Source organism: Oceanisphaera submarina (assembly GCF_046521305.1).
GTDB lineage: Bacteria > Pseudomonadota > Gammaproteobacteria > Enterobacterales > Aeromonadaceae > Oceanimonas > Oceanimonas submarina.
In genome coordinates, this window is the sequence record NZ_JBKGFN010000001.1 from 180,049 (window position 1) to 194,152 (window position 14,104).

7 protein-coding genes are annotated in these 14,104 nt (G+C 63.1%); 1 reads left to right on the forward strand and 6 read right to left on the reverse strand.

The features are described from left to right. Nucleotides 1-30 precede the first annotated feature (30 nt). Complete coding sequence (locus ACLEIV_RS00945) at nt 31-2,595, forward strand: EAL domain-containing protein (RefSeq protein WP_410454791.1); 2,565 nt, start codon at nt 31-33, stop codon at nt 2,593-2,595. A gap of 163 nt (nt 2,596-2,758) precedes the next feature. Here the strand turns inward: ACLEIV_RS00945 and ACLEIV_RS00950 are convergent, their stop codons facing one another. From ACLEIV_RS00950 to recC, 6 genes are all read right to left on the reverse strand, one after another. After that, nucleotides 2,759-3,463, reverse strand: coding sequence for an anti-sigma factor (locus ACLEIV_RS00950; protein ID WP_410454792.1), 705 nt, complete (start codon nt 3,461-3,463; stop codon nt 2,759-2,761). Next, nucleotides 3,460-4,026, reverse strand: coding sequence for a sigma-70 family RNA polymerase sigma factor (locus ACLEIV_RS00955; RefSeq protein ID WP_410454793.1), 567 nt, complete (start codon nt 4,024-4,026; stop codon nt 3,460-3,462). Before ACLEIV_RS00955 ends, ACLEIV_RS00950 begins: the two co-directional genes overlap by 4 nt. Before the next feature lie 92 nt (nt 4,027-4,118). Next, nucleotides 4,119-4,649, reverse strand: a complete 531-nt coding sequence (locus tag ACLEIV_RS00960) for a DUF3455 domain-containing protein (protein WP_410454794.1) — start codon at nt 4,647-4,649, stop codon at nt 4,119-4,121. 123 nt (nt 4,650-4,772) lie between these two features. After that, a complete protein-coding gene (gene recD, locus ACLEIV_RS00965; RefSeq protein ID WP_410454795.1) occupies nt 4,773-6,818 on the reverse strand; it encodes an exodeoxyribonuclease V subunit alpha in 2,046 nt (681 codons plus the stop codon). Next, entirely contained in the window at nt 6,805-10,533 is a 3,729-nt protein-coding gene (gene recB / locus ACLEIV_RS00970; protein WP_410454796.1) for an exodeoxyribonuclease V subunit beta, read from the reverse strand. Before recB ends, recD begins: the two co-directional genes overlap by 14 nt. Then, nucleotides 10,530-13,937, reverse strand: a complete 3,408-nt coding sequence (gene recC / locus ACLEIV_RS00975) for an exodeoxyribonuclease V subunit gamma (RefSeq protein WP_410454797.1) — start codon at nt 13,935-13,937, stop codon at nt 10,530-10,532. Before recC ends, recB begins: the two co-directional genes overlap by 4 nt. Nucleotides 13,938-14,104 lie beyond the last annotated feature (167 nt).

A 14,104-nucleotide genomic window follows, 5' to 3' on the forward strand; every position in this document is an offset into this window, starting at 1 on the left:
ATCCGTAAAATCAGCTCCAAATGAGTTAATGTGATACATCTCGATCCCAGCACCCTCAACCTGCCCGTCGAACGTCTGATGCACATCGCCCTGCTCAACTGCAGCCCCGATACTCCCTTGCATGAAGCCGCAGAGCGCATGGCCAGGCGCCAATGCAGCTCCATACTGGTCATGCAACGCGGCGTGGCCGTTGGCATCTGGACCGAGCACGACAGCCTGCGGCTCGACTTCAATGATCCGGGCTCCCTGAACATTCCTATCGGCAAGGTGATGAGCAGCCCGGTGATCAGCCTGCCCCTGCACACCCCGGTGGCGGAAGTAGCCCGGCGGTTCGACGAAGAACAACGTCGGCATTTTCTGGTAGTGGACGATGAAGGCCAGCCGCAGGGAATAGTGTCCCAGACCGATATTGCACTGAAGCAGGGATTGGAGCTATACCTCAGCCTGCGCAAGGTTCACGAGGCGATAAACAGCCAGCCGCTGATGCTGCAGGGCACCCTGTCGCTCGGCCAGGCAGCGGCCCTGATGCTGGAGCAGGGACAAGATGCGGCCGTGGTCGCCTGTGACGACGGTGAGTTCGGCATTATCACCGAGCGCGACCTGGTACGCTTTGCCGCCCGTCACCCGGGCAATATCCCGCTTGGCACCCTGGCCAGCCGCCCGCTACTGACCATAGACAGCCAGGATACCCTGCTGCGTGCCAGGGATATGCTGATCGACAACCATCTCCGTCATCTGGCGGTACAGGACAATAGCTGTCGGCAAAATCCGCAAATAGTAGGGCTGCTCGGTTTTAGTCATATTCTGGAAGGTGCCGACCGGCGTTACCAACTGGAGTTACAGCAGGCCCTGACACAACGCGACCAGGCCCTGAGCCGTTCCCGACTCAACCTGCAACTGGCCGAACGAGTGATAGACGCCTCGCTGGAAGGAGTGATGATCACCAATGCCAAAGGCCAGATCGAATTCGTCAACCCGGCCTTTACCCATACCACCGGCTATCTGCTGGAAGAAGTGATGGGCAAAACGCCCGCCGTTCTGTCTTCCGGGCGCCATGATACTGACTTCTACAATGGCATGTGGCACACCCTGCAACAAAAAGGCTACTGGCGCGGCGAAATCTGGAACCGGCGCAAGAGCGGGCAGCTGTATCTGGAATTACTCACCATCACCGCCATTTCCGATGCGGAGGGTAACAACAGTCATTATGCGGCCTTGTTCAGCGATATTACCCATATTCGGGAGAACGAGGATCAAATCCGCAAACTGGCCTATTACGATGCCCTGACCAAGCTGCCAAATCGTCGTCTGCTCGAAGACCGACTGGAACTGGCCATTCGCCATGCACATCGCCACCAACAGCGACTGGCGGTGCTCTTTATCGATCTCGATCATTTCAAACAGGTCAACGATACTCTGGGGCATGCCGCCGGCGACGAGCTGCTGCTTGATGTGTCGCGCCGCATGACCGCCCTGTTACGGGAAGATGACACCCTGGCCCGGCTGGGGGGAGATGAATTTATCGCCCTGCTGCCGAACTTGAGCAAACCAGATGAAGTGACTCGCATCGCCCGCCGTCTGCTGGACGCCATCGGCGAGCCCTTTCAGATCAAGGGTCAAAGCTTCCGTATCAGCTGCAGCCTGGGGGTAAGCCTCTACCCGGACGATGCCGCCGACGTCGAACAGCTGCTGCATCATGCGGATGCCGCCATGTACCGAGCCAAGCAGGAAGGCCGCAATTCCTTCCGACTATACAGCACCCGCCTGGATGTACGCGAGCATCGTTGGCTGGCCATGGAAACGGCACTGCGCGACTCCATCGACAGCGGCGAAGGGCTCGGCCTGCATTACCAGCCCCTGGTGGAGCGGGATTCCGGCCGACTCTACAGCATGGAGGCGCTGGCCCGCTGGCATCACCCGGAGTTCGGCCAGGTCTCCCCCGCCGATTTTATTCCCCTGGCCGAACGCTCCGGCCTGATACTGCCGCTGAGTCGCTATCTGATGCATAGGGTCGCGGCCCAGCTGCGCACCTGGCTGGACGCGGGTCTGACACCGGTGCCGGTCGCCGTCAACCTGTCGGCCCAACAGTTCTGGCAGCAGGATCTGATTGAACAAATCCGTGCCCTCTATGATGACTACCGGCTGCCGGCAGGCCTGATCAGCTTTGAACTGACCGAAAGCATGCTGCTCGACAAGCAGCAGCAAGCGGTACAGGTATTACAGGAGCTGCGCCAATTGGGCTGCCGGGTGGCGATGGATGACTTCGGCACCGGCTACTCTTCTCTCAGCTACCTGCACCAGTTGCCGATCACCACCCTCAAGATAGACAAATCCTTTATTCAGCAACTGGGCGAAAACCAGGGTAGCAACACCATACTGGCCGCCATCACCGGCATGGCTCAGGGCCTGAAACTGACGGTGGTCGCCGAAGGCGTAGAGAGACAGGACCAGTTGATCACCCTGCGCCAGTATCACGTCAATCTGATCCAGGGCTACCTGACCGGCCGCCCCATGCCCGCCGAGCACGTTGCCAGACAATACCTGATGAATGACAACGGCAGACCGGAAGAAGGAAAGAGAGAAAGGAAAGAGTAGAAAGAACACCCATCTCCGGATAACGAGAGGGAGTCCTCATCGTTAATGGCATGGTGAGTGGGCGACCTGCAGACCGCCCACCAGAAACAGAGCCTGGAGCCGAAGGTGATCGCCAGGACGGGGGCAAGCGCCGGGCAGTCCCGGCGCTTGCCCCCGTTTTTGGTTAAATTTTCACCATTCGGCCGATAAACTGGATGGGGCCGGTAGGCAGGCCGGTAGGCGAGCCTCCGGCCTGCTCCAGGGTCAGCTCGAACAGCTGGTTGGGGGCCAGCGGAGGCAGGGTATCCAGCGGCACCCGCAGACGTTGGCCCGGCTCCACCAGGCCGAGAGAAACAGGCCGGTTCCAGTCGTCACCCTTGGTCCAGAACTCCAGTACCCGATCCGCCGGCACTTCCACCGCAGCCAGGGGGATCAGTTGAATTTCACTGGGATCGCTGGCTTGAACCAGCCAGCCCGGCGCCCTGTCTTCCGGTGCTGCCAGCACGACGATGTAACGGGGCTCAGGCAAGGGACGATACACGACGGCCACGGTAAGCAACACACTCATGGCCAGGCTGGCGGCAGTCAGCCCTCGCCACAGCCCCAGCCGCTGCCACCAGCGAACAGGCTCGACTGTTGCCCTGATCCGGGACAGAGCATCCAGGCTGCGCTCGACCCGGAGCCACAGCCGGGGAGAGGGTGTTTGTACCGCCGCCAGCCCCGTCAGTGGATGCAGTCGCTCTTCCCACTTCGCCACCGCCGCCTGCAGCGGTTCATCGTGCTCCAGCCGCTGTTCCAGCCATCGCCGTTGTTCGACAGGCAAGGTACCCAGCACATACTCCCCGGCCAGGGCATACAGTTCGGGATCGTACTGATGTACATCGCTCATGCCATGCACTCCCTCAGAACTATCAGACTGCGCCGGATCCAGGCTTTGACCGTTCCCAACGGCGCCCCCATCCGATCGGCAATTTCATGATGGCTACAACCGTCTACGTAGGCATGCAGAATACAGTTACGCCGTTCAGGCTCCAGCTGATCCAGGCAATGTTCAACCCGCTTGTCATGATCATGCCAGGATTCCCCATCCCGGCTCTGCAGCCAGTGTTCGTATGACTGTCGGGCATCCAGCGCCTCAGCGCCATGCTGATCCAGACCAAGTTCCCGCCCCCGGTTACGCACCGTATTCAGAGCCAGATGCCGGGCCACGCTGTAAATCCAGCCCCGGGCCGACCCCCGGGCCGGGTCGAAGCTGTCGGCACGCAGCCAGATGTTGATCAGGGCATCGTGCACTATGTCTTCCGCCAGGGCATGATCGCGCACGATACGCAGCACCACTCCCAGCAATCGCCCTCCTTCCTGTTCATACAGGGTGTGAAGGCCATGGCGATCCTTACGGGCACAGGCCGCTAACGCGGCCTGGTAATCAAAATCCTGATTGGGTTCTGTCATCGGCGAAGCACCATCCACATAGTTTTCAAACGAAGCCTTTTTTGTGAGGCAGAGTATAGTTCAATTCGCTGCGGATGGTACTGCGCGCTCCTTTAGCTGGCTTTCCAGAAAATATAATTGGCCTGGTATTTAACGATCTGACGTTCGCCCTTGTTGGCTTCACCGCAGGCCATCGCCGGCGCCACCCCACCCTGGGTGTCCAGCCGCTGGATATAAGTGACGCCGACCATGGCCCCCTCTCCCATCGCCGGATTGGCCTGTACCAGTTGATAAGGGATATTACCCTCGCCCCCCGGGGACACGGCCAATTGAGTCCCTGTCACCTTGGAACCATCCATCGCCGCCCAGGTGGCCGGCGGCCCGAAATAACGCCCCACCTGCTTGCCACTGCTATCGTTCAGTACCGCATTAGGCCCGGCAAACGCCCAACCCAGTTCGCCAGGGGCATCGGGCTTATCACGACATTCGTAGGTAATTTCGCCCACCCCCACCGTTTCCAGCGCGACCTTGTGGCCTGCCGGCACCTGCATGCTTTCGGGCACCATGGCGTGGGCAACGGAAGACAGGCCAAGCAACAGGGCCGAGGCCAGTACCGGGGTCATTTTGAGCTGAATATTTTGCATGTCATATCTCCTTGTGACGGTAGTACCAAGAGCGGCAATAGGTGCCACCCTTGTACTACCCGCCAGCGGAGCAAACGGATGCAGCAATAAACAGATTTTTTCACATTTTTTGAAATACAGGGATCATGGCCCTTTGTCGGCTCGCTCTGCCTGTAATCCGGCCAGCAAACCGCTGCGCCGCTCTACCCGTCTTTGTACCGCCTGTTCGAACACCGAGGGCCGACTTTCAATCAGGCTGAAATGATGGCGGGCCCGGGTGATGCCGGTGTAGAGCAGTTCCTTGGTCAGCACCGGATTGAGACCATCCGGCAGGATCAGGGCGGTGTGGGCAAATTCCGAGCCCTGGGATTTGTGCACCGTCATCGCAAACACGGTTTCCACCGCACTCAGACGGCTGGGCAACACGAACCTGAGCGAGCCTGAGCCGTCGTTGCGCGGAAAGGCCACCCGCAGCAGGGTCCGACCCGGCTCGTCCGGCAGCCGCAGAGCGATGCCGATGTCACCGTTCATCAACCCCAGGCTGTAATCGTTACGAGTCACCAGCACAGGGCGCCCCTCGTACCAGCCCTGATCCGCCGGTAATAGGCCGCGCCGATGCAACAGGCCGGCGATGCGCAGGTTAAGGCCTTCCACCCCCCAGGGACCCTTACGTACCGCGCACAGCAGCCGGAACTGATCAAAGGCGGTCAGCACCTGGCCCGCCCACCGGCTCCAGGCCGGGTGCTCCGGCGGACAGGCCGCCGCCGGCCGCTCGCGTTGCAGCAGTTCGAGGTAACGACCATAGCCGCAGGCCTCTCCCCGCCCCTTGAGCAACAATCTGTCCAGCGTCTTGTCCTGCTCGCCGCGCAGTCGTTGCAGATGCAGATCGGCGTTACCCTCGTTCAGAATGGCGCGGGCGGTGGTCGCATCCTGCTCGTTGACCGCCTGGGCCAGTCGTCCTATGCCGGAGCCACTGCCGAAGCGGCGGGAATAGCGCAGCATCAGGGTGCGCTGGGCCAGCGGATGTTGCCCGGCACTGCCCGGCTGCAAGGCCGGGTGGGCCAGGGTTTCGCCGCTCATCAGCTCCAGCCAGCGACCCAGTTCCGGATCGTAAAAACCGCCCTCCGCATCCCGGCACAGATCGCCGAGCAGGGCCCCCGCCTCCACCGAGGCCAGCTGATCCTTATCACCCAGCAGGATCAGCCGGGCATGAAGCGGCAGCGCCGCCAGCAGGCAGGCCATCATCTCCAGGTCGATCATCGAGGCTTCATCCACCACCAGGACATCGAGCGGCAACAGATTACCCGCATGATGCCGAAAATGTCGGCTGTCGGGCAGGCTGCCCAGCAGCCGGTGCAGCGTGGTGACCTCACTCGGGATTTGGCTACGCACCGCCTCGCTCACCGGCAGCGAGGCAACCTGGGCGCCGATGGACTCGGTGAGCCGGGCGGCCGCCTTGCCGGTGGGGGCCGCCAGCCGGATACGCAGCGACTGGTCGCCCGCCGACTGCTGCAACAGCGCCAGCAATCGCACCACGGTAGTGGTCTTGCCGGTGCCGGGGCCACCGGTAATGAGGCTGAAATTGCCCCGGGCCGCCAGCGCGCAGGCCAGCTTCTGCCAGTCGGTCTGCCGCTGGCCATCCACCACCAATGGCTCGGGAAACAACTGCTCCAGCCGCTCGCTCAACTGCTCGGGCAAGGCCGGTTGCTGGCTCAGCCTGCTGGCAAGCGCCCGGGCCACCGACTGCTCGTAGCGCCAGTAACGACGCAGATAGAGTCGCCCGCCGTCCAGTACCAGCGGGGTGGAGGCATCGCCGGCGGCCGACGCCACCAGATGGCTTGCCTGCAACCGCCGACACCAGTCATCCAACCCGACCTCCGCCAGTACCTTTGATGGCAAGGGGCTGGTGCCGGCTTCGTCTCCTTCCGGCGGCAGCGACAGCGCAAAATCGGGGCTGGCAAGGGTGGCGGCCAGATCCAGACACACATGACCGTGGCCCAGCTGATGGCTGGCCAGCGCCGTCGCCAGCAGCAACAGAGGCTCGGCGTCCGGCTCCAGCTCGGCAAAAAAACCGGCCAGGGCCCGATCCAGCGCCCGCAGCCAGCCCTGCTCAACCCAGCTGTCCAGCAAGTCAAACATCGATTGATGGCCATTCAGCGCCGGTTCGACCATCACATCAGACTGCATCATTTGTTAACTCCTCGTCAGACTCACCACTCAGGCCGGGGCCGGTAAAGAGGGCGTCCAGGGTTTCTATCAGTTCGCGGGGCGGCCTGTCCCGGTAGACGGCTGGTGGATGACGCACGAACAGATAGAGGGCGCCGCCCATGTGGGTATCGTAATCGTAATCGGGTAGTCGCAACTTCAACTGGCGATGCAGCGCCAGCAGGTAGAGCACATACTGCAGATCGTAACGGTGTTTCAGCACCTGTTCGTTCATGGCGGCCTCCGTATAGGCCGCCTCGTCATTGCCCAGCCAGTTCGACTTGTAGTCCACCACGAAGTAACGACCCCGATGTTCAAATACCAGATCGATAAAGCCCTTGAACATGCCGTTCAGGGTATCGGGCAGCAACTCGGCTCTGGGCTCTCCCGGCAGCACGGCGGTCTGCACCAGGGCATCGATGCGGCGCACGTCCACCCGGCTGACCTCCAGCCAGAATTCCAGCTCCGGCTGAAAGGCACTCAGCCCGGCCAGCCTCGGTGCCGTCATTTCCGATGTGGGCTCACACAAGGGCGTATGCAACAACTGCCGCAGCCAGCCCCCCAGCGGGGCTATCCATTCGCTCAGGCCGCGTAGCTGGCAGCGCCGGGCCAGCTGATCCGCCAGCGCCGGCGAGTCGGCATCGAAGCCCTCGCGTCCGGCCAGTTCCAGCAGACCGTGCAAAAAGGTCCCCGGATTGGGCCCGCGCGGAAAACGGTGCAGGGTCGGCGTTTCACCGGGACGCAGCGGCATGAATACCGACTCTCGTTCATCGTCTGCCACCGTGGCCGCCGCCGGACTCTCCGGGGCGGCATCCTCGAAGCGCCGCGTCGGCCTGACCGCATTCACCTCGCCGGTGCGCAGGGCACTGTAAGAGGCAATCCACCAGTGCTCGGCGGCGGGCCGGCTTGGGATGCGCCAGTGGGGCTCGGTGGCGGCTTCCTCCCGGCCCTCTAAAGGCTGCGCACTCGGCACGGGCACGGGCGCCAGCTCGATTTCACCCGCCATCGCCAGCGGCCCCAGCCAGTCGGCCAGCGCCCGGCTGTTGGGCAAGGGCACTCCGGCGCCCAGCAGGTAGCCCAGCGCCGAGTCATGCAGGCGCGAGCCTTTGGCATTGCCCACCTTGATATCGGCCAGGCCCAGCCAGCAGGCGTGACGGGCGCGGGTCAGGGCCACATAAAGCAGCCGCAGATCCTCCCCCAGTCGCTCGCGGTCGGCCTGCGCCAACTGCTCTTCGTCCGGTGTCAGCACCAGGCGGCGGCGCTCGCCATCGTGCAGTTGCACCGCCCTGCCCTTTTTCTGCGCCTTGAACGAGCAGATAAAAGGCAAAAACACCAGCGGGTATTCCAGTCCCTTGGACTTGTGAATGGTCACCACCCGCACCAGGGCCGCATCGCTTTCCAGCCGCAGTACCTGTTCGTCCGCCGCCAGCCCCTCGCCGCCAATCAGCTCGGCCAGATGACGGGTCAGCGCCTGCTCCCCGTCCAAGGTAGCCGCCGCCTGCTGCATCAGTTCGGCCAGATGCAGCAGGTTGGTCAGGGCCCGCTCGCCATCGGTCCGCACCATCAGCCGGCCCGGCAAGGCGAAGTCGTGCAGCAGCTGATGCACCATGGGCAGCACCCCCTGCCGACGCCAGCGGCTGCGATAGTCGCGAAACTGCATCACCCGCCGCTCCCAACTGCGTTCGTCCTGATTGAGCTGCTCAAGCTCGCTCAGGGTCAGCCCCAGGCTACGGCTGGCCAGGGCCGCCCGCAGCAAGCGGTCCTGCTCCGGCTCGGCGCAGGCACGCAGCCACAACAGCAGATCCCTCGCCTCCTGGCTGTCGAAGATGGAGTCCTTGTCGGACAGGTAAACGCTGCGTACCCCGCGGGCGGCCAGCTCGGTGCGAATGGCCTCGGCCTCCCTGAAGTCCCGGACCAGCACGGCGATGTCGCTCGGCTGCAGCGCGGTCAAGCCCTGCTCACCGACAAAACCGGCCTGGCCCCGCCGCCCCAGGTTGAGCAGTGCGGTTATTTCGGTGGCCGCGCCGGCCGCCATCTGCTCGCGATAGGCCGCCCCCGACACCGGCTCGTCCTGCTCCAGCTGCCAGATGGTCAGCGCCGGCTGACCGGCAGCAAATGGGTGTCCTTTCTCGTTGGCAAATGGGTGTCCTTTCTCGTTGGCATTGCTGTTGACGTGCCACCGCTCTTTGCGGCCCTTGGCCTGCACCGGCATGAAGGGCAGCGGATTATCGGCGCCCTCACGGAACAGGAAGGCGCCCTTGCCGTCGTCACGCTGTTCGGCCAGCTCGAAGATCCGGTTGACCGCAGTCACCATGGCGGTTGCCGAACGAAAGTTGGTGTCCAGGCTGTCGTGACGACCGCTGGTGGCCTGCCGTGCACTCAGATAGGTATGAATATCGGCACCGCGAAAGGCGTAAATCGCCTGTTTGGGATCGCCAATCAGGAAGAGGCCGCTGCTGGTGTGGTTCTCGACCAGCCGGTAGATGCGGTCGAAAATGCGGTACTGCAGCGGGTCCGTGTCCTGAAATTCATCGATCAGCGCCACCGGAAACTGGTGGCGTATCACCTCGGCCAGCCGGTCGCCGTTGTCCCCCTGCAGGGCGTCGTCCAGCCGGGACAGCATGTCGTCGAAGCCCATCTCGGCCCGGCGGCGCTTTTCCTCGTCGAAACGCCGGCTCACCCAGGCGGCGGCGTGGCGGCGGGGGGCCTCGAGAGGAGCAGCAAGGGCGACAAGCTGCGCAGGCAGGGTCTGCATGGCCGTAAAGGCGGGGTGTGAAGGTGCATCCCCGACTTTCCAGGCTTCCGCTATTCCCTCGGGCGTCAGGCGATAAAGTGCCGCCTCGCTGAGCGAAAGCTCAACCGCATCACTGTTGAACCAGTCACCTATGGCAGCCAGCCAACCGTCGGTACGCCTGGCTTGCAACCACTTGCCGTGAACCTGCTTTGCCGCTATGGCCGCTTGCAAGATGCCATCAATTTCTTCCAGCCAGACGCCCCAGGGCGCCTTGAGCCGGGCTAAGGTCTCCGCATGTCGCTGTAGATCCGCCGCCAGCAGCTCGGACAGGGGCTCGCTCGCCTCGCCCGACTCCTGCAACAGGGGCCGCAGTTCGCCAAGCAGGGTGTCCGGCGTTTTCCAGTGGCTGATCACCCAGTCCAGCGCCTCGCCCGCCAGCGGATAGCACTGCTGGCGCCAGTAGTCACGCACCACCAGCACCAGCAGCTCGCTGTGATCGGTCTGCAGGGTCTGGGTAAAGAGGCTGCCGCTGTCGAAGGCGTGCTCGCGCAGCATGCGCTGGCACCAGCCGTGAATGGTGGACACCGCCGCCTCGTCCATCCACTGGGCGGCGATGTCGAGCCGCCGGGCGCAGGCGGGCCATTGTTCGGAGTCGAAGTCGGCCTTGAGTTGCACCAGCAACTCATCGCCCTCGGCTGCGCCACGAAATACCAGTGCCGCCTCCACCAGCCGGGCCCGGATGCGGTCGCGTAGTTCACGGGTGGCGGCATCGGTAAAGGTCACCACCAGGATCTCCGGCGGCAGCAGCTCGCGTTCGAAGCCGGCGTTGCCGCCGTGGCCCAGCACCAGCCGCAGATAGAGTGCCGAAATGGTAAAGGTTTTACCGGTACCGGCGCTGGCCTCTATCAGTCGGCTGCCATGCAGCACAAACCGCAGCGCCAGCGGGCGGGAGGAAGGTGCGCTCATTGCTCTGTCTCCAGCGATTCGGGTTGATGGTCCAGCAAGGGTTGATAGAGGCGGGTACTCCAGTCGGCGAAGTCGCTACTGGCGTTCAGCGCCGCAAAGGTCGGGTACTGGCGAGACAGGGCTGCATTTTGCCGGCATTCTCCGACAAACTGGTAATCGTCGCCTTCGTAGGCTTTGCGGGCCTTTTCCTCGTCCTGCTGTTCAAGCCAGACCATGGCGGTATTCAGCGCCACCGGCAGCGGCGCCTCCAGCCCGAGTCGCCAGGCCTCCAGCCAGCTCTGCAGAATGCACTCGGCGTGACGCCGGGGCAAGGGCAGGAACAACAGGGTTTCGTCTTCTCCCACCAGCAGTGTGGTCAGCTCTATGCCGACGGCAGCCGCCGTCACCTGGGTCACGAAAGGGCGCAACAACCGATGCCATTTGAAGGTTTTCTTGTTCATCAGGGTGCCCGGTTGCAGCTCGATGCGCGCCAGCCGTTCGCCGTCCCTATGCAGGCCACCCAGCCAGCCTTCAAGCGCTATGCCCTCATGAACAAACCGCAAGGGCAAGGGTGACTCCAGCGGTGTCGGCCACTGCCGGCACACCGCCTGATAGCGCTGCAGCTGCTCGGGCAAGGGCGCCAGCAGCTGTGCTTTCTGTCGTTCGCCGAAACCGGCCAGTGGCAGCAGGCCCTGGCCTTCGAGCCGGCGGGCCTCCAGGGCCAGTGACTGCCCCGGGGCCTCGGCCGACTGGCTGGCCTGCTCCAGCAGTTGCCGTTTCAGCTGATAAAGCTGCAAACCATTGAGTTCGAAGGGCTCTTCATCCAACTGGGGCGGTGTTTCTTCATCCAGATAGACCTTGAGCCGCTGGGTAAAGAAGTGCCCCACAGGATCACGCAGAAAATGCTGCAACCGATCCAGCGGCTGCGCCTCGTCGAACTCCAGCGGCGGCAAGACGGCCTCGTGCCGAGGCATCAGACTGCGGTGCAGGCCGGCCCATTCCCGGGCGTAACTGAACAACGGCCCCTCTTCACCAAAATAGGCCTTGCTGAACGGCTGAAGCGGGTGTTCCGTGGTAATGGCGGGCAGCAGCTCACGACCGTCGTCCATGCGCCAGCCGCCGGCCAGGTGATCCCGCAGCTGGCCGACCAGCACCGAGGGCGGCCGTTCGCTGTTGTCGCGAATGCTGCGCCCCACCCAGCTGATATAAAGCCGTTCGCGAGCCGACAGCAGGGCCTCCAGCAGCAAGTAGCGGTCGTCTTCCCGCCGGGAACGGTCTCCGGGGCGGTAATCCCCCGCCATCAGATCGAAGTCGAGCGGGGTCACGCTACGCGGGTAGTCGCCGTCGTTCATGCCCAGCAGGCAGACCATGCGAAAGGGAATGGCCCGCATCGGCATCAGGGTACAGAAGTTGACCGCTCCGGCCAGAAAACGCTGGCTGAGCGAGCCCTGATCCAGGGCCCCCAGCCAGGCCTCGCGCACCACGTTGAGCGGCAGCGGCTCCTCGAGTTCGACCCCGGTACAGAGCTCCTGCCAGTTTTCCAGCGCCTCGGTCAGGCCTGCCAGCAAGGTTCGTTCCCGGTCGTTGGCCGGCCGAAAACACGACTCCAGCAGCTCATGCATCACCTGTCCCCACTCTGCCGGCAGACGAGGCCGAGACAGCTGTCGATGCAAGGCAGCCAGGGTATCCAGCAGCCTGACCAGGGGGCCGATCAAGGCCGCGTCCAGGCCACCGATTTCATCAAAAGGCTCTATGCCCTGACAGGCATCCCCCGATCCCACCGCATAACCGAGCAGCATGCGGCGCAGGCCAAAGCGCCAGGTATTCTGTTCCAGATCCGCCGGCAGCCCAAGGACGGCACGACGCCCGGCATCCAGCCCCCAGCGTACCCCGGCGCCTTCAATCCAGCGATGCAAGGTGGGCAGGTCCTGTTCGTTGATGCCGAAGCGATCGCGCAGTGCCGGCACTTCCAGCAGGTCCAGTATTTCGCTCACCGTCTGACGGTTGTCCGGCAGACGCAACAGTTGCTCCAACGCAATCAATAAGGGTTCCGTGCCCCTACTGCCCTGATCCGCCAGGGTAAAGGGAATGTAGCGGTCGTCTTCCCGTACGTACTGGCCGAACACCGCCTGGATATGAGGAGCGTAGATGTTGACGTCCGGCACCATGACGATGATGTCGCGCGGACGCAGGCCGGCATCGGTGCTGAAATACTCCAGCAGTTGATCGTGCAGTATTTCCACCTCGCGCTGGGCACTGTGGGCCACATGGAAGCGAATGGAAGCGGTGTCATCAATCAGCGGCGGCCACTGCTCACGGGTTTCCGCCAGCGGCCGCAGGTTGAGCATGTCGTCCTGCAACTGGCCGAGCTGGTGGCTGGTATCCCCTTCACCGAACAGGTCGATGCGGCTGCCGACGGCGTCGAAGCGGGCGCGATAGTGTTCGGGATCGTCGACGCTGTCGAGCAGGTTGATGTAGTCCCGCCCCTGCTTGCCCCAGGCCGCCAGCAGAGGGTGGGCATGTTGATGCAGATCGTTGTCGGTCAGCTCAAGTGGCTGTCCTGGTTTACGGGCATGGCGGCGGTAGCGGTGCCGCAGCAGGTCCTGATCCGGCACTATGTCGCCCCAGTGATGCTGACAGGGGTTATGCACGCACAGCAGCACCTGGGTGAAACGCGCCAGTGCCGCCAGCGCCTCCAGAGTCTGGGCAGGGAGCGAGGAAATACCGAACACGATCACCCGGCGCGGCAGACCGGCCGGGCGTTCCCTGCATTCACGCAAATGCTCGACAAAGCGCGGGTGTACCCCGGCGCGGCTGCCGGCCAGCTGTTCGTGGCCCACGTCTTCCAGCAATGTCCGCCACAGCGCCGGCTGCCACAGCACCGCCTCATCCAGCGGCACTGGCCCCCGGCGGGCGCTGATGATCCGGTCGCGCCCTGCGGCCCACTCCGCCAGCCAGTCGGCTCTGTATACCTGATACTGATCGAACAAGTCCGCCAGTCGCTCGGCCAGTTGATAGCGCTTGCGACAATCGTCATCATGCTGCAGAAAACGGTGCAACGGCGCAAAGCGCTCATCGGCCAGCAGCTCGGGCAACAACCGCATCAATCGCCAGGTAAGCGGTGCCTTGTCGAGTGGCGACTGCAACGGAATACTGTGACTACCGAGCACGGAACGGTAGGTTTGCCACAGAAAACGCGCCGGCAGATCCACCTGCATGGCAGCGGCAATACCGCCGCTGCGATGCTCGGCCAGCGCCAGCTTCAACCACTGGGCGATGCCGTTGCTCTGCACCAGTATGACCTCGTTTTCCAAGGGGGCCAGCGGGTTACTCCGCATCCAGGCCACCGCCAGATCTCGTAGTTCCTCCAGCTGGTTGCCGTGCACCACCATCAACCCCGGCGTCAGCGCATCTTTCTTCTGCATTCGAATCCCTTGTTATGAGCCCGCACCGCCCCATGATAATGCCAAATCCCTCCTCTTGGGATACCCATCTTTCGGCCGATCACTCTGGACTGTTCGGCAGGAACTAATCAGGACACCCACTTCACAAGCCCCGAAGCTTGTGGCTCATAATAAAGTCCCCAGCTGAG